Source organism: Pseudomonas sp. Yb2C2 (assembly GCF_052112325.1).
GTDB classification, from domain to species: domain Bacteria; phylum Pseudomonadota; class Gammaproteobacteria; order Pseudomonadales; family Pseudomonadaceae; genus Aquipseudomonas; species Aquipseudomonas marginalis.
Map to the genome: position 1 here is coordinate 1 of NZ_JAVAJK010000038.1, position 19,649 is coordinate 19,649.

19 protein-coding genes and 1 pseudogene are annotated in these 19,649 nt (G+C 63.7%); 8 read left to right on the plus strand and 12 right to left on the minus strand.

The window, feature by feature from the left end; translation table 11 throughout:
* Window positions 1-39 precede the first annotated feature (39 nt).
* Window positions 40-1,107 carry an NAD(P)-dependent alcohol dehydrogenase gene (locus tag Q8X51_RS30630; RefSeq protein WP_115488567.1) on the minus strand — a complete coding sequence of 356 codons (1,068 nt, stop codon included), beginning with the start codon at window positions 1,105-1,107 and terminating at the stop codon, window positions 40-42.
* A gap of 147 nt (window positions 1,108-1,254) precedes the next feature.
* Here Q8X51_RS30630 and Q8X51_RS30635 point away from each other — a divergent pair, with 147 nt between their 5' ends.
* The 3 genes from Q8X51_RS30635 to Q8X51_RS30645 all read left to right on the plus strand — a co-directional run bounded on the left by Q8X51_RS30635 (window position 1,255) and on the right by Q8X51_RS30645 (window position 4,447).
* Complete coding sequence (locus Q8X51_RS30635) at window positions 1,255-2,151, plus strand: VOC family protein (RefSeq protein WP_065926249.1); 897 nt, start codon at window positions 1,255-1,257, stop codon at window positions 2,149-2,151.
* Window positions 2,148-3,539: an alginate export family protein gene (locus Q8X51_RS30640; protein ID WP_065926248.1), complete on the plus strand. Its 1,392-nt coding sequence runs from the start codon at window positions 2,148-2,150 to the stop codon at window positions 3,537-3,539. The genes Q8X51_RS30635 and Q8X51_RS30640 overlap by 4 nt, the downstream gene beginning before the upstream one ends.
* A gap of 89 nt (window positions 3,540-3,628) precedes the next feature.
* Entirely contained in the window at window positions 3,629-4,447 is an 819-nt protein-coding gene (locus Q8X51_RS30645; protein ID WP_027607561.1) for an alpha/beta fold hydrolase, read from the plus strand.
* A 143-nt stretch (window positions 4,448-4,590) separates the two neighbouring features.
* On the opposite strand, the gene Q8X51_RS30650 is transcribed toward Q8X51_RS30645, so the two are convergent.
* Window positions 4,591-4,977: a DoxX family protein gene (locus Q8X51_RS30650; RefSeq protein ID WP_074846116.1), complete on the minus strand. Its 387-nt coding sequence runs from the start codon at window positions 4,975-4,977 to the stop codon at window positions 4,591-4,593.
* A gap of 79 nt (window positions 4,978-5,056) precedes the next feature.
* Window positions 5,057-5,932 carry a LysR family transcriptional regulator gene (locus Q8X51_RS30655; protein ID WP_065926246.1) on the minus strand — a complete coding sequence of 292 codons (876 nt, stop codon included), beginning with the start codon at window positions 5,930-5,932 and terminating at the stop codon, window positions 5,057-5,059.
* Between the two features lie 112 nt (window positions 5,933-6,044).
* Here Q8X51_RS30655 and Q8X51_RS30660 point away from each other — a divergent pair, with 112 nt between their 5' ends.
* Window positions 6,045-7,277 carry a YbfB/YjiJ family MFS transporter gene (locus tag Q8X51_RS30660; RefSeq protein WP_407694862.1) on the plus strand — a complete coding sequence of 411 codons (1,233 nt, stop codon included), beginning with the start codon at window positions 6,045-6,047 and terminating at the stop codon, window positions 7,275-7,277.
* Window positions 7,274-8,272: an NAD(P)H-quinone oxidoreductase gene (locus tag Q8X51_RS30665; RefSeq protein ID WP_074846110.1), complete on the plus strand. Its 999-nt coding sequence runs from the start codon at window positions 7,274-7,276 to the stop codon at window positions 8,270-8,272. The genes Q8X51_RS30660 and Q8X51_RS30665 overlap by 4 nt, the downstream gene beginning before the upstream one ends.
* A 157-nt stretch (window positions 8,273-8,429) precedes the next feature.
* Here the strand turns inward: Q8X51_RS30665 and Q8X51_RS30670 are convergent, their stop codons facing one another.
* The 3 genes and pseudogenes from Q8X51_RS30670 to Q8X51_RS30680 all read right to left on the minus strand — a co-directional run bounded on the left by Q8X51_RS30670 (window position 8,430) and on the right by Q8X51_RS30680 (window position 10,934).
* Entirely contained in the window at window positions 8,430-9,554 is a 1,125-nt protein-coding gene (locus Q8X51_RS30670) for an alkene reductase (RefSeq protein ID WP_065926243.1), read from the minus strand.
* Window positions 9,555-9,632: 78 nt separating this feature from the next.
* Window positions 9,633-10,310, minus strand: coding sequence for a type 1 glutamine amidotransferase domain-containing protein (locus Q8X51_RS30675; RefSeq protein WP_323147080.1), 678 nt, complete (start codon window positions 10,308-10,310; stop codon window positions 9,633-9,635).
* Window positions 10,307-10,934: pseudogene (locus Q8X51_RS30680) on the minus strand (TetR/AcrR family transcriptional regulator). Before Q8X51_RS30680 ends, Q8X51_RS30675 begins: the two are co-directional and overlap by 4 nt.
* A gap of 172 nt (window positions 10,935-11,106) precedes the next feature.
* Here Q8X51_RS30680 and Q8X51_RS30685 point away from each other — a divergent pair.
* Window positions 11,107-12,051, plus strand: coding sequence for a GlxA family transcriptional regulator (locus tag Q8X51_RS30685; RefSeq protein WP_065926240.1), 945 nt, complete (start codon window positions 11,107-11,109; stop codon window positions 12,049-12,051).
* On the opposite strand, the gene Q8X51_RS30690 is transcribed toward Q8X51_RS30685, so the two are convergent.
* Complete coding sequence (locus Q8X51_RS30690) at window positions 12,029-12,535, minus strand: GNAT family N-acetyltransferase (protein WP_315871635.1); 507 nt, start codon at window positions 12,533-12,535, stop codon at window positions 12,029-12,031. The two genes, Q8X51_RS30685 and Q8X51_RS30690, sit on opposite strands and share 23 nt — an antisense overlap.
* 177 nt (window positions 12,536-12,712) lie before the next feature.
* Between Q8X51_RS30690 and Q8X51_RS30695 the strand changes: the two genes are divergently transcribed.
* Window positions 12,713-13,585, plus strand: a complete 873-nt coding sequence (locus Q8X51_RS30695; RefSeq protein WP_065926239.1) for an undecaprenyl-diphosphate phosphatase — start codon at window positions 12,713-12,715, stop codon at window positions 13,583-13,585.
* A gap of 367 nt (window positions 13,586-13,952) precedes the next feature.
* Here Q8X51_RS30695 and Q8X51_RS30700 read toward each other — a convergent pair whose 3' ends face one another.
* From Q8X51_RS30700 to Q8X51_RS30720, 5 genes are read right to left on the minus strand one after another with little or no spacing between them, the layout of a single operon-like run.
* Window positions 13,953-14,915: a Dyp-type peroxidase gene (locus Q8X51_RS30700; RefSeq protein WP_065926238.1), complete on the minus strand. Its 963-nt coding sequence runs from the start codon at window positions 14,913-14,915 to the stop codon at window positions 13,953-13,955.
* 49 nt (window positions 14,916-14,964) lie between these two features.
* On the minus strand, window positions 14,965-15,783 hold the full coding sequence (locus tag Q8X51_RS30705; RefSeq protein ID WP_065926237.1) for a sugar phosphate isomerase/epimerase family protein: 819 nt from the start codon (window positions 15,781-15,783) through the stop codon (window positions 14,965-14,967).
* A gap of 1 nt (window position 15,784) precedes the next feature.
* Window positions 15,785-16,984, minus strand: a complete 1,200-nt coding sequence (locus tag Q8X51_RS30710; RefSeq protein WP_407694861.1) for an NAD(P)/FAD-dependent oxidoreductase — start codon at window positions 16,982-16,984, stop codon at window positions 15,785-15,787.
* A 2-nt stretch (window positions 16,985-16,986) separates the two neighbouring features.
* Window positions 16,987-17,307: a MocE family 2Fe-2S type ferredoxin gene (locus tag Q8X51_RS30715; RefSeq protein WP_027607575.1), complete on the minus strand. Its 321-nt coding sequence runs from the start codon at window positions 17,305-17,307 to the stop codon at window positions 16,987-16,989.
* A gap of 28 nt (window positions 17,308-17,335) precedes the next feature.
* Window positions 17,336-18,430, minus strand: coding sequence for a fatty acid desaturase family protein (locus Q8X51_RS30720; protein WP_407694860.1), 1,095 nt, complete (start codon window positions 18,428-18,430; stop codon window positions 17,336-17,338).
* A 162-nt stretch (window positions 18,431-18,592) separates the two neighbouring features.
* Between Q8X51_RS30720 and Q8X51_RS30725 the strand changes: the two genes are divergently transcribed.
* A complete protein-coding gene (locus Q8X51_RS30725; protein ID WP_407694859.1) occupies window positions 18,593-19,642 on the plus strand; it encodes a LacI family DNA-binding transcriptional regulator in 1,050 nt (349 codons plus the stop codon).
* The last annotated feature ends 7 nt before the right edge of the window (window positions 19,643-19,649 follow it).

Sequence of the window (19,649 nt, forward strand, 5' to 3'; positions counted from 1 at the left end):
CCCCTCCTACATTGCCCCCAGTGTTTCCCGGAGCAGTTTTCAAGCCGCGTGGCTTTCCTTTTTCAAGCTGTCCATATCGATCACGAACCGGTACTTCACATCGCCCTTGAGCATGCGCTCATACGCCTCGTTGATGCCCTGGATGTCGATCATCTCCACGTCCGAGACAATCCCGTGCCTGGCGCAGAAGTCGAGCATGTCCTGGGTCTCCTGGATCCCGCCGATCAGCGAGCCGGCCAGGCTGCGGCGCTTGAAGATCAGGTTGAATACGGTTGGCGACGGGTGCGGGCTGTCCGGGGCGCCGACCAGGGTCATGGTGCCGTCGCGCTTGAGCAGGTTGAGGAACGCATCGAGGTTATGCGGCGCGGCGACGGTGTTGAGGATGAAGTCCAGGCTGTTGGCGACCTTGGCCATTTCGTCCGGGTTCTTCGATACCACCACCTGGTCGGCGCCCAGGCGCAGGCCGTCTTCGCGCTTGTTGGGCGAGGTGGTGAACAGCGTGACATGGGCGCCCATGGCATGGGCGATCTTCACCGCCATGTGCCCCAGGCCGCCCAGGCCCACCACACCGACCTTCTTGCCGGGCCCGACCTTCCAGTGGTGCAGCGGCGAATAGGTGGTGATGCCCGCACATAGCAAGGGCGCGACGGCGGCCAGGTTGGAATCGTCGTGGGAGATGCGCAGCACGAACTTCTCCTTGACCACGATGCTGTCCGAATAGCCGCCAAAGGTATTTTCACCGCCGAACACCGGGCCGTTGTAGGTGCCGGTAAAACCGCTCTCGCAGTATTGCTCCTCGCCTTCGGCACAGGAAGCGCAGTGCTGGCAGCTGTCGACCATGCAGCCGACACCGGCGAGGTCGCCGACCTTGAATTTCTTCACATTGCCCCCCACCGCCGTCACGCGGCCGACGATTTCGTGGCCGGGTACCGACGGGTACAGGGTGTTGTTCCACTCGTTACGCGCGGTGTGCAAATCGGAGTGGCACACGCCGCAGTAGAGGATGTCGATCTGTACGTCGTCCGCCCCCGGCGCGCGGCGCTCGAAGGTAAAGGGCTTGAGGGCATCCGTGGCGTTCCGGGCGGCGTAGCTGTAGGTCTTGGCCATTTCGTTCACCTGTGTGATCTGACGGTAGAGGTCAGTGGACCAGCATAGACGCTGAACCGTTCAACCGAGCACGTTTGTACAATTTCCATCGCGGCCCTGCCCCTAACCTCACGGCTTTCAATCCCGTAGAAGTGCTGGAGAGTGGGCATGGGCAGCAAAGCAATCAAGGTATCTGTGGCATTGACGCTGCTGGCGAGCGCAATGATGGGCAATGCCTTCGCGGCAACCCCGAGCGTGGCCGTGGCGCCGCAATACGACACCAGCCACGTGTATGTGGCCCCGGCGGATGTGGAGCGTTTCGCCCAGAGTTTCCTCGCCACCTTTGGCGGCAAGAGCACGCCCCAGGTGGTGGTGAACGTGCTGCCGGTGCCGAGCAGCACCACCTCGCAACTGCTGCAGACGCCGGCGGGCACGGTGTCGCTGTTCGGTTTCACCACACCCATCCCGCACCCCTTCGGCCAGGAACGCAACGGCTACCTGGTCAAGGACATGGACGCGGCGCTCAACGCTGCGCGGGAAAACGGCGCCGCCGTTATCGTCAGCGACTTCCCGGACCCGATCGGGCGTGACGCCGTGGTGCAATGGCCGGGTGGCGTGAACATGCAGCTTTACTGGCACACCAAGACCCCGGACTACGCGGCGTTCCAGACCGTGCCGGAAAACCGCGTGTACCTGTCCACCGATCGCGCTGACGCCTTTATCAAAGCGTTTCTGGGTTTCTCCCACGGCAAGGTCCTGGCCGATGACAAACACGCGCCTGGCGTCGATGTGGGTCAGGCCACTGGCACTTACCGTCGCGTCGATATCGAGTCGCCATTCGGGCGCATGGCGGTGCTGGTCACCAACGGCCACCTGCCCTACCCCTTCGGCCACGAGACCACCGGTTACCAAGTGCCTGACCTGACGGCCACGCTGGGCAAGGCCACCGGTTCCGGCGCCAAGGTCTTGGTGCCGGCCTTTGACAGCAAGGGCCGGCGCAGCGCCGTGGTGGAATTCCCCGGCGGCTACGTCGCGGAAATTCACCAGCTCCACGCCGCAAAATGATTCGCCGCACAGGCTGGGGCCTGGCCGTGCTGTGGCCGCTGCTGCTCGGCAGCGCCCACGCCGACGAGCAACCGACACGACCGGCCATCAAGACCAATCGCTGGCAGGAGGACTGGTCGGTGCTGCGTGACCCGGCGTTACGCACGCAACCGCTGGACAGCTTGAAGTACATCCCGCTGTCCAGCGCCAACCCGTTCACCTATTTGTCATTGGGGGCGACACTGCGTGAGCGCTTCGAGATGAACGATGCCAGTGGTTTTGGGGTGAAGGACGTGAAGCGAGATCGCTACCTGATCCAGCGCTTCCAGGTGCACGCCGACCTGCACTTGAACGAATACTGGCGGCTCTTCACCCAACTGGAAGACGTACGCGCCTACGACAAGACCACGGTCGGCGGCGCCGACCAGAACCGCGTCGATCTGCGCCTGGCCTTTGCCGAATACGTCAATGCCTTCGGCAGCGGCACGCTCAAGGCCCGTGTCGGGCGCCAGGACTTCGCCTTCGACTTGCAGCGTTTCATCTCATCGCGGGATGGCCCGAATGTGCGGCAATCCTTCGATGCGCTGTGGGCCGATTGGGAAACGTCCAACTGGCGCTTTATCGGGATCGCCAGCCAGCCGGTGCAGTATCAGGACGAGCGGCACTTCGACGACACATCCAACCGTGACGCGCGCTTCCACATGCTGCGGGTCGAGCGGCTGGTGGGCGGCAAGAATGAGCTGTCGGCCTACTACGGCGTGTACGAACGCAGTGCCGCGCATTACCTCGACGCGGACGGCGATGAAACCCGCCACCTGTTCGACGCACGCCTGGGCGGTGCGGCCCTGGGGTTCGACTGGGACATCGAAGCCATGCTGCAAAGCGGCTCGGTGGGCAGCAAGGATATTCGCGCCTGGGCCGGGGGCAGCCGCACGGGGTACACCTTCGAGAGCCTGGCGTGGAAGCCGCGCATCGGCCTGCAACTGGACATTGCCTCGGGCGACCGCAAGACCGGTGACGGCACCGTCGGCACGTTCAACCCGCTGTTCCCCAACGGCTACTATTTTTCCCTGGCCGGCTATACGGGCTACAGCAACCTGATTCACGTCAAACCGTCGATCACCGTCAAGCCCATCGACAAGCTCAGCGTGCAGACCGCCGTCGGCCTGCTGTGGCGCCAGACCACCAGCGACGCGGTGTACACCCAGCCGAACCTGCCCGTCGCCGGAACCGCAGGCCAGGGTGAACGCTGGACCGGTGCCTATGGTCAACTGCGTACCGACTATGTGTTTACGCCGAACCTCACCGGCGCGGTTGAAGCGGTGCACTACGCCGTGGGCCGCACCTTGCGCGATGCCGGCGGCGATGACAGCAATTACCTGGGGGTCGAGCTCAAGTTCAGTTGGTGACCCCAGGCAAGCACACCCGTACAAGCCCCCGGCCCGGTTTCGGGCAATAGTGAGGCTGGTTTTTCAGTCCCTCAATCAAGGAGTTTTCCATGAGCACATTCGTTGCCAAAGACGGTACCCAGATCTACTTCAAGGATTGGGGCAGCGGTAAGCCCGTGCTGTTCAGCCACGGCTGGCCGCTGGATGCCGACATGTGGGAATACCAGATGGAATACCTCAGCAGCCGTGGCTTTCGCACCATCGCGTTCGACCGCCGTGGCTTTGGCCGCTCGGACCAGCCGTGGACCGGCAACGACTACGACACCTTCGCCGACGACATCGCGCAGCTGATCGAACACCTGGACCTCAAGGACGTGACCCTGGTGGGCTTCTCCATGGGCGGCGGCGACGTGGCCCGCTACATCGCACGCCACGGCAGTGCACGCGTGGCCGGCCTGGTGCTGTTGGGCGCAGTGACGCCGATCTTCGGCCAGAAGCCCGATTACCCCCAGGGCGTGCCGACCGAAGTGTTCGACGGCATCAAGGCCGGGTTGCTGAAAGACCGTGCGCAGTTCATCGCTGACTTCAACACGCCGTTCTTCGGCATCAACAAGGGCCAGGTCGTTTCCGAAGGTACGCTGACCCAGACCCTCCAGATCGCCATGCTGGCGTCCCTCAAGTCGACCGTGGATTGCGTCACCGCCTTTTCCGAGACCGACTTCCGCCCGGACATGGCCAGGATCGACGTGCCGACCCTGGTGATCCACGGTGACGGCGACCAGATCGTGCCGTTCGAGACCACCGGCAAGGTTGCAGCCGAGATGATCAAGGGCGCCGAGCTGAAGGTGTACAAGGATGCGCCCCACGGTTTTGCCGTGACCCACGCTCAGGCCCTGAACGAAGACCTGCTGGCGTTCCTGAATCGCTGAAACACCCACTCCTTTGGCCGGCACGCCACTCCCCTGTAGGAGCGAGCTTGCTCGCGAAGATCGTCAACGATGACGCAGTAAATCAGATTTGACGCGTCGCTATCGAGTTCTTCGCGAGCAAGCTCGCTCCTACAGGAGTTGGTTTACCCGGCCTTTTTTTCCAGTGCCAGGCGCCCTGGTCCGGCAATCAGGATGCTGGTGAACATGATCAACAGCAGCCAGCCGAATTGCCCTTCCAGCAGCGTCCACTCCGGATGCACCACCACCATAGCAATCAACAGCACCGCCAGAATCGGCAGGCACGCCAGGCGCACCAGCACCCCGGCGATGATCAGCAGCGGGCACAGCACTTCGGCGAAAATCGCCAGCAGCAAGGTGACATGGGCGCCTAGGTGAAACGGGTCTTCGATCTGCTTCAACTGCTCGCTGTAGTTGAGCAACTTGGGCAGGCCATGCACCCACAGCAGGAACAGCGCCCCGCTGCCTCGCAGAAACAACAGCCCCAGGTCCTGGTGTCTTGATTCGTTCATATGCGCTCCGGTGGGTTGACAGGTTATCGACGTCGATTGTGTCCACGGCGCGGTACGCATGCTTGCAAGCCTGTGCTGACTAATCCCCCGTTCCGGCAAACCCCGCGACGATTTCATCGATCACCGCCCGAACCCGTGCGGTGTGGCGCAGGTCGGCGTGGGTCACCAGCCAGACGTCGTAAGGCAACGGCCGCGCGCGCTCCGGCCACAGGCGTACCAGCCCGTCGCGCTCGCCGGTGAGGATCGGGATTTCGCCGATGCCGATCCCGGCGGCGATAGAGCGGCGCACCAACAGGCTGGAACTCAGGGCGGCGACGATGCGCCCACGGCCCAGGGGTTCCGAGACCAGGGTCATGTCCTTCTGGGTTTGCAGGTACGGTTGATAGACCACAAGATCATGCCCTTCAAACAGGCTGCCCGGCTCCGGCGTACCCTGGCGATCGATATAGGCCTGGGACGCAAACAACCCCACCGGCCAGCGCGCGAGACGCCGGGCGATCAGGTCGGGGCTGTCCGGGCGGGTGTTGCGCACGGCGATGTCGGTCTCGCGTTTGGCCAGGCTCAGGAACTGGGTAGACGCGTCGAGCTGCACGCGCACATCCGGGTGCTGGACGTGCAGGCGCGCAATCGCCGGGATCAGGAAGTCGATGGCCAGGGAGTCGGTGGTGCTGACCCGTACGGTGCCGGTCAGGCGGTCATCCAGGCCCTGGATCTGGCGCTCCAGCTCCAGGGCCGAGCGTTCCATTTTTTCCACCGAGTACAGGGCGGCCTCGCCGACGGCGGTCAGGGCGTAGCCTTCGGAGGTGCGCAGGAACAGCGTGGCACCCAGGGACTTTTCCAGGGCGTTGACCCGCCGCCCGACTGTGGCCTGGTCGACCCCCAATACCCGTGCGGCCCCGCGCAACGTCGACTCGCGGCAGACCGCCAGGAATACCCGTGCATCATCCCAATTCATGCTGCCTCCTTATGCTGCATATCTGCATCACAGCGACGTGTATTCGCTGCATTATTGCATCCAAAAACCTGGATATGCTGGGCACCAGAGAAAAATACCCAGGACCGCCATCATGCTCGACACTCACGCCCCACCCCGCCGCTCCGTGTGGCTGCCGATCTTCGCAGGCCTGTGCGCCAGCCTGGTCAGCATCGGCCTGGCACGTTTTGCCTATACGCCATTGATTCCGTCGCTGATCCAGGCCCAATGGTTCAGCGCCAATGACGTGGTGTACCTCGGTGCCGCCAACCTGGTGGGTTACCTGATCGGCGCGCTGATCGGGCGGCCCATCGCCCAGCGCACCTCGAACAGGACCGCGCTGCGCCTCATGATGGTTGCGGTGACCCTGGCGTTCTTCGCCTGTGGCTTCCCGCTGTCGGTGGTGTGGTTCTTCGCTTGGCGCCTGCTGTCGGGGATTGCCGGTGGCGCAATCATGGTGCTGGTGGCGGCGACCGTGTTGCCCCATGTACCGGCCGCACGCCGGGGTCTGGCCAGTGGGGCGATCTTCCTCGGCATCGGCCTGGGCATCGCCGGCTCCGGCACCCTTGTGCCGCCGCTGCTGAGCCTGGGTTTGCAGCAGACCTGGCTCGGCCTCGGCCTGTTGGCCCTGGTGCTGACCGCCGCCAGCTGGTTCGCCTGGCCTGCGGGCACGCTGCATGAAGACGCGCCGCCATCCGGCGCGGCCGTAGCAACGCCTTCCGGCGTGTACCTGCTGTTCGCCCAATACGCCTTTATGGCCGCGGGGCTGGTACCGGCGATGGTGTTCCTGGTGGATTACGTGGCCCGTGGCCTGGGGGCCGGGGCGCATATCGGCGCGATGATCTGGGTGATGTACGGCCTGGGGTCGATTGTCGGGCCGGTCACTTACGGGTTCCTCGCAGATAAACTGGGGGCGCGCTTGAGCATCCGCGTGGTGCTGGTGGTGCAGGCGATTGCCGTCGGTGCGTTGCCGTTTGCCGGCTCGTTGACTGGCCTGGCGGTGCTCGCGGTGATCCTCGGTTCTTTCCCGCCGGGCATCGTGCCGTTGGCGCTGGCGCGGGTGCACGAACTGCTCCCCAACCATCATCAGCAGCAGGTCGCGTGGAGCCGTGCCACGGTGTCCTTTGCGACTTTCCAGGCACTCTCGGGGTTTGCCTATTCCGCCCTGTTCAACGTCAGCGGAGGCCAGCATGCGCTGTTGTTCATGATCGCCGCGGGGGCGATAGTGGTCGCCCTGGCCCTGGAACCGGGCATGCGCCTGCTGAACCGTCGGCCGTCCGACGCGGTCCCAATCCATACGCTCATCGCTGCAGGTAATCTGAAATGACGCTTCCCAAAGAAATGACCCTGATCGAAATCACCACCCCCGGTGGCCCCGAGGTGCTGCAACCACGCCGGGCAGATGTACCGGTGGCGGGCCCCGGCGAGATCCTGATTCGCGTGCATGCGGCCGGTGTCAATCGCCCCGACGCCCTGCAACGCGCCGGCAAGTACCCGATGAAACCCGGCATGAACCCGCTGCCTGGCCTGGAAGTGGCAGGCGAAGTCGCCGCGCTGGGCGACGGCGTGAGCGAATTCGCCGTGGGCGATAAGGTCTGTGCCCTGACCAATGGCGGCGGCTATGCGCAGTTCTGCACGGTGCCCGCCAGCCAGGCGCTGCCGATTCCTGAAGGCATGGACTGGATTCAAGCCGCCGCCGTGCCGGAAACCTTCTTCACCGTGTGGGCCAACCTGTTCGGCCTCGGCGATGCCCACACCGGCCAGCGCGTGCTGATCCACGGCGGCACCAGCGGCATCGGTACGACCGCGCTGATGCTGTGCCGCGAATTCGGCATCCAGGCCTTCGCCACCGCCGGCAGCGCCGACAAATGCGCGGCCATTGCCCAGCTGGGCGGGGAGCCGATCAATTATCGCGAGCAGGATTTTGCCGAGGTCATCGCGCAACAGACCAACGGCCAGGGTGTGGATGTGATCCTCGACATCATGGGCGGCTCGTATCTGAACAACAACCTCAAGGCCCTGGCCATGGACGGCCACCTGGTGATGCTGGGTTTCCTCGGCGGCGCCAAGGCCAACGACGTCGACCTGTTGAGCATCCTCGGCAAGCGCGCGGTGATTACCGGCTCGCTGTTGCGTGCGCGCAGCAAGGCTGAAAAAGCCGCGATTGCCGAACAGTTGCGCGAGTACATCTGGCCGGTATTGGAGGCCGGGCGTTGCCTGCCGATCATCGACAAGGTGTACGCATACACCGACGCCGCCCAGGCCCATGCGCGGATGGAAGGTGGGGACCATATCGGCAAGATTGTGTTGCGGGTGGAGTAACCAGCAGGCAACACAAAAAAATGCGGGACGGGCAAGCAGTAACCTGTAGTGAGCGGGCTTGCCCCGCTCACCACAAAAAGCCCGCTCACCACAGTTATAGTGTTCCTTCTTAAATGGCTGGCATCAGGGCAAGCCCCCTCCCACATTGACCGCGTTCTTACTCGGAATAGGTGGGGTAGTCGATGTAGCCAACCTCTCCCCCACCATACATCCCCTCTTCCCGCAGCGGGTTCAACGGCCAGCCCTTGAATAGCCGTTGCGGCAGGTCCGGGTTGGCAATGAACGGCCGTCCGAACGCAATCAAATCCGCCAGACCGGCGTCCACCAGTTTCGCGCCGCGTTCAGCGGTGTAGCGACCGGCGTAGATAATGCGACCGCTGAAGGTGCTGCGCACGGCTTCACGGAAGCTGTCGGGCAGCACGGGGGCGTTGTCCCAGTCCGCTTCGGCGATGGACACGTAGGCGATGCCCGACTGTTCCAGCACCTTGATCGCTTCGATGTAGGTGTGATGCGGGTCTTCTTCCACCAGGCCGATGTACACACGGTCCTGGTCGGTGCCGCTGAACAACGGCGAAAACCGCACGCCCAGGCGCTCCGGCCCGACCACCTTGCTGACGGCTTCGACGATCTCGCGCAAAAAGCGCAGGCGATTGTGCAGCGAACCACCGTACTCATCGTCGCGCTGGTTGGAATGGGCCGAGATGAACTGGTTGACCAGGTAACCGTTGGCCGAATGAATTTCCACGCCGTCAAACCCGGCGTCCAGGGCATTGCGTGCGGCCTGGGCGTAGTGCCCGACCAATTCTTCAATCTCGAGCACGCTCAAGGCGCGAGGCACCGGCGGTTGCTTCAATTCACCCGTGCCAGGCCCGGTCTCGATAAAGGCCTTGGCTTGCTGGGCTTGAATCGCCGACGGTGCCACCGGTGCGGCGCCGTCAGGCTGCAAGGCGTTATGGGACACACGGCCCACATGCCACAGCTGGGCAAAGATCACCCCGCCTTCGGCATGCACCGCGTCGGTGACCTTGCGCCAGCCGTCGATCTGCGCCGGGGTGTAGATGCCCGGCGTCCAGGCATAACCCTGGCCACGGGGTTCGATCTGCGTACCTTCGCTGACCATGAAACCGGCCGTAGCGCGCTGGCGGTAATACTCGGCCATCAGGTCGGTGGCGATATCGCCGGGCTGGGCGCTGCGCTGGCGTGTCAACGGTGGCAGCACGATACGGTTGTTCAAGGTGTGATGACCCAGTTTGACCGGGGTACTTAAGATGCTGTTAGTCATTGGGGTATTCCAAATTCGAGACGAGCAAACGCATTGGCGACTGTTGCAAGTCGCCAATGAATGGAAGGGTTAATTAACTTACGCGGTGAGTTTGAGCAGCGCCTTGGCCACGTCACTGGAACTGGCAGGGTTCTGCCCAGTGATCAGCAAACCATCTTCGAGCACGAAGGATTGCCAGTCGGCGCCCTTCTGATAGTTGCCGCCCAGTGCCTTGAAATCATCTTCAATCAGGAACGGCACCACCTCGGTCAGGCCCACCGCCGCTTCTTCCGAGTTGGAGAAGCCGGTGACGCGACGGCCCTTGACCAGCGGCTCGCCATTGACCGCCTTGACGTGGCGCAAGGCGCCCGGTGCGTGGCAGACAAAGCCGATGGGCTTGCCGGCACGCTCGAAGGACTCGATCAGGGTGATGGACACCGGTGACTCTGCCAGGTCCCACAGCGGGCCGTGGCCGCCTGGGTAGAACACGGTGTCGAAGTCGTCAGCGTTGACCGTGTCCAGCTTGACCGTGCTGGCCAGGGCCTGTTGCGCGGCAGGGTCGGCGGCAAAGCGGCGAGTCTGCTCGGTTTGCGCGTCGGGCGCGTCACTCACCGGGTCCAGGGGCGGCTGGCCACCGGCCGGGGACGCCAGCACCAGTTCGGCGCCGGCGTCCTTGAACACGTAATAGGGTGCGGCAAATTCTTCGAGCCAGAAGCCGGTCTTGCGGCCGGTGTCGCCAAGCTGGTCGTGAGAGGTCAGTACCATTAATACTTTCATTTTCCAGTGCCTCGATCAGTGAATGTCTGTGTGTCCAGGGCAACCCAACAGCTGTCGGGTCAGCAGCAACGCCTCCTCGAAAGGCGCGGTTGTACGGGTGATCTTGCTCATCACGCTGGTCCCCAGCCACAGCGCGTACAGGCGCCGGGCCAGGCTTGCAGGGGCTTGGTCGACGTCCAGGGAACCGTCCTCAAGGCCACGCTGTATGGCGATGGCGAGTAGATCGATGGTGCGCGACGTGCCACGTTCCAGCGCCAGGCGCATGGGCTCTGAAAGGTCTGACACCTCCGCACCCAGTTTGACGGCAAGGCATTTGCCCGCATCGGTGCAGCCGGTCTGGTTGTCGATCCAGGCCTGCCAATAACGCATCAACTTGGCGTGCTGGGATAAACCGGGTTGGTCGAACAGTTGCTGCATGCCATGCACGTAGTTGTCGAAGTAGGTGTCGAGCAACACGACACCGAAGCCATCCTTGGAGTTGAAGTAGTGATAGAACGAACCTTTAGGCACCTGGGCGGCTTGAAGTATTTCGTTCAAGCCCACCGCAGAGAATCCTTTACGGCCAACAATCAACTGCGCCGTGTCGAGAATGGTCTGCCGTGCACTTTTAGTTTCGCTGCTCATGCTTCACTCCGCCCGATTAGACCAGTCGTCTAGTTCGTTGAGGGAATGTTAGGGGCCGCGCCAACCCCTCACAATGTCATATGCGCAAGGATTCCGGACATGACCCGAAGTCGGTTGCCGTTTTCCCGGCAGCCGCCGACAATCCACCCTCCCACGCCCCTGGAGACAAGCGATGCACAGCGTTGCGCTGATGGTTTACCCGAACTTCCAATCCCTGAGCCTCAGCCTGGGCTCGGTGTTCGAGTGCGCGAACCTGCTGCGCGGTGAGCCCGCCTATGAGTTTCACCTGGTGTCGGAAAGCGGCGGCGCGGTGATGACGTCCCAGGGCTTCTCGGTGAACACCTCGCCCCTGCGGCCCCAAGGCTATGACACGCTGATCGTCAGCGGTTACCTGGAGTTTCGCCTGCCCGAGGCCAACCTGCTGGAACTGGTCAAGGCCGCCTCGGCTCAATCGCGGCGTGTCGCCTCGCTGTGCATGGGCATCTTCGTGCTGGCCGAGGCCGGCTTGCTCGACGGCAAGCGCACCACCACCCACTGGATCCACGCGCCGGCCTTTCGCAAGCGCTATCCGGACATCCGCCTGGAAGAAGACAAGCTGTTTATCGTCGACGGCCAGGTATGGACCGGCGCCGGCATGAGTGCCGGGGTGGACATGGCGCTGGCCATGGTGGAGAACGACCTGGGCAGCGACCTCGCCCGGCGCATTGCGCGCAAGCTGGTGATCGCCCAGCGCCGGGGCAGCGAGCAATCGCAGTTGTCTGCACTGTTGGAGCTGGACCCCAAGTCCGACCGTGTGCAACTGGCCCTGGCCTACGCCCGCGAAAACCTCACCCACGACCTGTCGGTGGACGCCCTGGCCGAGGTGGCCCGGCTGAGCCCGCGCCAGTTCAGCCGGGTATTTCGCGAAGAAACCGGGCAGACGCCGGCCAAGGCCATCGAATCCCTGCGGGTTGAAGCCGCACGGGCGATGATGGAAACCAGCCGTCATCCGGTGGAAGTGGTGGCCCGCGAAACCGGCTTCGGTGATCGCGAGCGCATGCGCCAGGCGTTTCTAAGGGCGTTCGGGCAACCGCCCCAGGCGATGCAGCACACCTTTAATGCAACACCGCCCGCGTAACCAGGTAACTCATCAACTGCGGATCATCCGCCAGCTCAAGGGCCTGCACCGGGCGCGGCAGGTTATCCAGCACCGTACGCCAGAACGCCTGGGACACTTCGTCCTGGTCATAAAACCGCACCAGCCAATCCGCCTCGCCACTGCACAGCACCTGAGTGGCGATGGCGCGGCCGATGCCTTTGCGGCGATAGCGCTTGAGGATAAACAGGTCGGCCAGTTCCAGGGCGTCGATGCCCGGCAACTCGCTGCCTTCGATCAGCAGAAAGCCGGCGATATAGCCGTCCACCAGCAACAGGTTGGCGCTCCACTGCGGGTCTTGCCAGTAGCGCGTCAGGTGTTCGTCATGGATGTAGAAACGGCCGTCCGCCTCGACATCTTCCTGCTCCCAGTCCGACGACTCATAGGCGTAGTACTGGTAGAGGTTGCGGATCAACTCGGATTCTTCAGGGCCGGTCTGGATCAGTTCCACGGTAGTTTCAGGCATTGGGCTCTCGGTCAAAAAACGCAGGGCGCCATTGTTCACAAAACCTCGGCGCAGTCCAATAGCGCCGCGAACCTTTCTACTTGCTGAACCGATTGCAAATAGCGACGAGCCCTGCCGAAGCGCTGAAACATTTCGAATAAACTCCGCCGGCTCGCCACTTTTTCAAGGACACGCACTTTGACCAACGTCTGTACCGCCGGCCTGGATGTGGGCTTCGCCTCCCTGGATTACCTGCAGATCTTTATCCTGGGCGTGATCCAGGGCATTACCGAATTGTTGCCGGTCTCCTCCACCGCCCATATGCGTGTAGTGCCCGCCCTGCTCGGCTGGCAAGACCCCGGTTCGGCGTTTTCGGCAGCCATGCAGCTGGCGGCACTGGCGGCGGTGGTCAGTTACTTCTGGCGCGATGTGCGCCAAGTGACCACGGGCAGCATCGACGCGGTGCGCCGGGGCGACTACAACGATCCATGGTTCAAGCTGGCCGTGGCGATTGTGTTGGCGACCATTCCGATCGGAATTGCCGGGCTGGCCTTGTCGTCGACCCTGAACGCCTGCAATTCGCCGTTGCGCGGGCTGCGGGTGATCGGTATTTCCTGCGTGGTAATGGCGGTGCTGCTGGCGGCGGCCGAGCTGCGTGCCCGGCATACCCGCGAGGTCAGCCAGATGCGCCTGCGCGATGCGCTGATTGTCGGGGTCGCGCAGATCGGCGCGTTGATTCCCGGCGTATCGCGTTCCGGCTCGACCCTCACCGCGGCCCTGTTCCTCAACTTCAAACGCGAAGAAGCCGCGCGCTTTTCCTTCCTGCTGGGCCTGCCCGCCATCGCCCTCGCCGGTTTGAAGGAGCTGTGGGTGCTGGTGCATGCCGATATGCCCGCCCATGCCTGGCCGCATTTGCTGTTCGGGCTGGTGGTGGCCAGCGTCTCGGCGTTCTTCGCGATCTGGGGCCTGATGAAGTTCCTCGAACGGTTCTCCACCTGGCCGTTTGTGATCTATCGCGCGCTGCTGGGGGTGTTCCTGATTGTGGCCGTCAGTACCGGGCTGCTGGGTTGATATAACACCCCGTCTCAACCCGGCATCAATCTCATGTGGGAGGGGGCTTGCCCCCGATGAGCATGGGTATCTACACAACTCTATAAAGGCTGACACATAACTCTGTGGTGAGCGGGCTTGCCCCGCTCACCACAGAAGCCTAATTGCCACAGATTCCGTATTCACTGGAAGTTGTGTAGATACCTATGCCCCGATGAGGGCGTGTCAGTTGATGCAACTTTAACGGACCCAATGCTATCGGGAGCAAGCCCCCTCCCACAGTTTTGACCGTGCCAGGCGGCCTTATACCTCAGGCCGCACCGCCGTCTGTGGTTGCTCCTGAGCATGGTCGGGCTGGTGTACGCCCCCCCATTTGAACTGCTTTGCTTTACAGCCCGCCCGTACGCTCCGCCAGTGCTTCGAGCAGGTCGGCCGATGGCACGAAAAACAACCCGCCGGTGACCGCCGTGCTGAAGTCGAGCAAGCGGTCGTAGTTGCCTGCCGGGCGGCCGACGAACATGTTTTCCAGCATCTGCTCCAGCGGCTGCGGCGAGCGTGCGTAGCCGATGAAGTAGGTGCCGAACTCCCCGGCCCCTGGGCGGCCGAAGGGCATGTTGTCGCGCAGGATTTTCACTTCTTCGCCGTTCTCGTCGGTGATCACGGTCAGGGCGCTATGGGCATTGCTCGGCTTGGCGTCTTCGCCTAACTCGATATCCGACAGTTTGGTACGCCCGATCACCTTCTCCTGGGCTTCCACCGTCAGGCCGTTCCAGGCGGTCATGTTGTGCAGGTATTTCTGCACCAGCACGTAGCTGCCGCCTTCGAATCCGGGATCTTCGTCGCCAACGATAGTGAAACCCACGGCCTTGCGCCCCACCGGGTTCTCGGTGCCGTCGACAAAGCCAATGATGCTGCGCATGTCGAAGTAGCGGAAACCCTGGACTTCATCCACCACCTTCACGCTATCGCCCAACGCTGTCATCAGCTGGGTAGCGAGTTCAAAGCACAGGTCCATCTGCTCGGCGCGGATATGCAGGAGGATGTCGCCGGGCGTCGACACCGCCATGCGCCCTTCTACACCGAACTCCCGAAACGGGTGCAACGCCGCCGGGCGCGGTGCGCCGAACAAGCGGTCCCAGGCCTGCGAGCCAAAGCCGCAGACGCAGGTGAGGTTGCCCGCCGGCACGCGCTTGCCCACCGAACGCACCAGCCCGGCGATGTCTGCGCACCAGGCGCGCACGCTGTCTTCACTGCCGGGGGCGATGGTGGCGACCATAAAGATCGCGCTGCTGGTGATCGGGTGGCAGACGGACTGCGGTTCAAGAGGCGGCTGAACGGAGGAAGTCGGCATGGGGCAAATCCAGGCTAAGGGCGGGAGTGAACCCGCGCAGGTTAGCAGATCATTTCCGACACGCCTGCCACACGTCGCGAATCAAGGCCTTGAGCTGCAACGCCTCGGCCCAGCGGTCACTGATTTCACGCCCATCGGCGCCGGTGATGGCATAGGGCGGCGGGCCCAGTTCGCAGGTGAAGGACAGGCTGTGCGGGGTCTCGGGGCGGGCCAGCCAGTCCTCGATCCCGTAGCGCCACCACTGGGTAAAGCGCTGCACCCAGGCCTGGTGCTGGGGGAACGCCAGCGACACCTGCACCTGTTCGCTGCTGGCCACACGGCCATGAAAGCCCCAGCTGTGGCGCAGGATCGTGCGGATCTGCTCGTCGTCTTCGGCGGCGCCGGGCTCGGGCAACTCGCGGCCGACCACGTAGTGAGACAGGTCGGCCAGCAGCTTCAAATCGGGCATCTGCGCCAGCAGGTCGAGGGTGAACAGCAGGTCGTTGGTCAGGCGATAGCGGTGGGTTTCCAGCAGCACCGGAAAGTCCACCTGCTCGGCCAGGCGTTGCCAGCCTTCGATCAAACGGGCGGCCTCGGTTTGGGTGCGCGGGCGCACATCGGCTTGCAGGGTGAGGTGGTGGCAGCCGTGGCGGCTGATCACATCCAGTGCCGCCGCCAGGTCGTCGACGCTTTGCGGGAACAACTGGCCTTCGATCTGCAGGCCCCGCGCCGTGGCGGCGGCGTGCAGGCGCGCGACATCGGCGGCGTGCCAATAGTGATCGGTAATGCCGTCGAAACCGGCGGCCTTGATGCGGTCGAGTTGGGCCTCCATGGGGCCGGGCTCGGTGTGCATCGCCCAGAGGGATTGGAATACCAGGAATTGGCGCATATCAGCCTCGCAGCAGGTGTTTGAGGGACACGTTGGGGTCGGCCAGGCTGGCCGCGTTCAGGGCGATGCGCGCGTTGATCAGGCGTTCGCACAGCTTGATGTCCTTGGCCACGCTGTTGCCGGGGCTCCAGCCGCAGGCGCCTTGCAAGCGCTGGTCGGCGTCGAGGTAGAACAGCAACAGGCCCGCGCCCGGCAAGGCACGGCTGACGGTCAGCGGCGTGATCACGCCCACGGTCTGCAAGCCCCAGTCGTACTGGTCGGACCAGAAGCCGGGCAGCGCTTCGAACGGCTCATCACGCCCGAGCATGTTCAGCGCCGCATGCCGCCCTTGGGCCTCGGCATTGCGCCAGGTTTCCTGGCGCTGGTACTCACCGCCGAGGCGAAACTCGCACACGTCACCTGCTGCGTAGATGTCCGGCGCGCTGGTGCGCAGGTGCGCGTCGACGCGAATGCCCTGCCCCACCTCCAGCCCCGCCGCCACGGCCAGCTCGATATTCGGTTGCATGCCGATGCCGACCACCACCAGGTCGCAGGGCAGTAACTGCCCGTCCACCAGTTGCACCGCCTCTGCATGGATCGACTCCAACGCCACATTCAAGCGCACGTCGACACCGTGTTGACGATGCACCTGCAGCAGCGCCTCGGAGATGACCGGCGCCAGCACCCGGCCCGCCAAGCGCGGCCCGGCTTCGAGCACCGTCACCTCGCAGCCCAGGCCGCGCGCCGTGGCCGCGACTTCCAGGCCGATAAACCCGCCGCCGACAATCACCAGCCGCGCGCCAGGCCGCAACGCGGATTTCAGCGCCAGCGCTTCATCGTGGGTGCGCAGGTACAGCACGTTGGCCTGCGCCTGGGGCAAGCGTCGCGCCCTGCCGCCAGTGGCCAGCAACAGCCCGGAGTAGCTCAACCACTGGCCGTCGGCCAATTGCAGGCGGTGTTGCGGCGGGTCCAATTGGCTGACCGGGTTACCGGCGATATGTTCGATGCCCAACTCGGCGAGCCGGGCGCTGTCGCACAGGCTGCAGCCGGCCAGGTCCATGTTGCCTTGCAACAGGCCCTTGGACAGGGGCGGCCGCTCGTAGGGCACGTGCGGCTCGTCGCCGATCAGGATCAGGCGTCCGCTGTAGCCTTCTTCACGCAGGGTCAGTGCCGCGCGGCCACCGGCATGGCCGGCGCCGACGATGATCAGGGCGGCGTCCATCATCAAGCCGTGACGGCGAGCAAAACCCGCCCCGCTTCGACCCGTACCGGGTAGGTCTTGAGGTTGACGCACACCGGCGCGCCCAGGGCCTTGCCCGAGCGGTAATCGAAGCGCCCGTTGTGCTTGGGGCACTCGATCACATGGTCCATCACCAAGCCGTCGGCGAGGTGGATTTTCTCGTGGGTACACAGGCCGGCGGTGGCGAAAAACTCATTGTCCGCCGAGCGGAATACCGCGTAGGTGTGCGCCCCGTGGTCGAAGCGCAGCACGTCTTCCGCGTCTATTTCGCCCACGGCGCAGACGTCGATCCATTGATCGTTCATGGCGTTTTCTCTTGTTCTTGGGTGGGATTCAGCCGGCAGTGGCTTCTGCATGCATCGGGGCCCTGGCGGCCGGTTCAGCACTGGGGCGGATGGGACGCTGGACGAAGTAAGTCGGATCGCTGCGCTGCTTCCAGATCGTCGGGATGATCTCCCTGTACGCCTCGAACAGGTTGGCGTACGGCGGCGGGCAGTCGCTGCGGATCTCTTCGTGCAATTGCGCCAATGCGTGGTACGGCACCATCGGGTACATGTGGTGTTCGAGGTGGTAGTTCATGTCCATGTAGATAAAACGCAGCACGCGGTTCATGTAGATGGTGCGGCAGTTGCTGCGGTGGTCAAGCACATCTTCGGCCAGGCCCACATGCTGGGTGAGGCCGAACACGTAGCCGAGCCAGGCGCCGTAGATACTGGGCAGCCCGACCAGCATCAGCGGCAGCCAGCTGTGCAGGTACAACGCGGTGCCGATCACCAGCGCATAAATGCCGACCCAGATACGCGCAGCACGGAACACCTTCGGCCACTCGGATTCGGGAATGAAGTCCGCCTCCTGGGCACTCATCTGGCCGATGGCATGGCGCGCCACGCCGCTGAAGGTCTTCCAGGCCAGGGGCAGGTTGAACAGGCTGAGAAACATCACCGGCAGGCTCGGCGGGCGTGGCTCGACGATCTCCGGGTCGCGGCCGACGACGATGGTGTCGGTGTGGTGCCGGGCATGGCTCCAGCGCCACACGTGGGGTTCGAAGATGCACATGAAGCTTGCGACCTGGTACAGCACGTCGTTCATCCAGCGGGTCTTGAACGCGGTGCCGTGGCCGGTTTCGTGCCAGCGCGGGTTGGACGCGGTGCCGTACAGCACGCCATAGGCGAGGAAGAACGGTACGCAGGCCCACGTGCCCCAGAACCAGTAACCGCCGAAGCCGGTGGCGAACAGTGCACTCACCCACATAGCGGTGTCGCGCAAGGCCGGGCCGTCGCGGCGTTGCATCAGTTCTTTCATGCGTTTACGGGAAATCGGCGATTGGTACCAACTGGCCGAGACCAGGCCTTTTTCCGCCGCGCGGGCGGCTTCGGGGCCGGTGAGGCTGTAGTCGCGCCGAGCAGTGTGAGCGGTGTGTTCAGGCATTGTTATTGTTCTCCGCAAGCGAGAGGTTTCAGGTGCTTTGCGAAACCAACGATAGAGCGCGGCTAAATCACTCTCAAGGCCTTGAATCCATTCCCTATCAAGCTATCATCCAGGCCCAGCGGGGCTTGATAGTTTTCTATCAAGACGCTCAAGGGGGCTGTCATGAACAACAATAAACGCCCGACCATCGCCACCGTCGCCGCCCATGCGGGCCTCAGCGTGGCCACCGTCGACCGCGTGCTGAATGCGCGCGCGCCGGTCAATCCGCAAACGGCCGAGCAGGTGTTCCAGGCCGCCGAAGCGGTGGGCTATTTTGCGGCGCGGCTGATCGGCCAACGCATACGCGAACGCCGACCCACCTATCGCTTCGGCATCCTGCTGCTGGGCACCGCCCAGGCGTTCTATGCCCACCTGGCGCAGTCGATCAGCGAGGCGGCGCAGCATCACGCCACCGCCAACCTGACCTGCCAATTCGACTACATCAACGACCGCACACCCAGCGCCATCGTCGCGCAGATCGAACAACTGGCCGTGCAGTGCGATGGCCTGGCGGTGGTCAGCTTCGCCCACCCGCTGATCAACGCCTGCCTGGCGCAGATCCGCGAGGCCGGTGTGCCGGTGGTGGCCCTGCTCTCGGATATTCATGAGCAAGCCCTTGAACCCTATGTGGGCCAGGACAACCACGTGGTCGGGCGCACCATGGGCTGGCTGCTCGCCCGCACCTGCGGCGCACGCAAAGGCAGCGTGGGGATCCTGCTCGGCGGCCATCGCTTCCTCGGTCACCAGGCACGGGTCGAAGGCCTGCACAGCTACCTCGCCGAACACGCCCCGGGGCTCAAACCGCTGGAGCCGCTGATCAACCTGGACAACTGCGACATCACCGAAGAAGCCACCCTCGACCTGCTCACCCGCCACACCGACCTGCGCGGCTTGTGTGTGGTGGGCGGCGGCGGCGACGGCATCATCAGCGCCCTCGCGCAACTGCCCAAGCGCCCGGCGTTGTGCTGCATTTTGCAGGAGTCCACGGCGCTGTCACGCCAGGCACTGAGCCAGGGGTTGATCGATGTGGTGATGGACTCACAGCCCAGGCAGACGGCGAACGTGCTGGTGCAGTTGCTGGTGGAATTGCAGAGTGCCGAGGGGTTTGATCCGGGGCGGCATCGGGTGCATATCGCGCCGCAGATTGTGACGTCGGAGAACAGTGGAGGCTGAGGGCAAT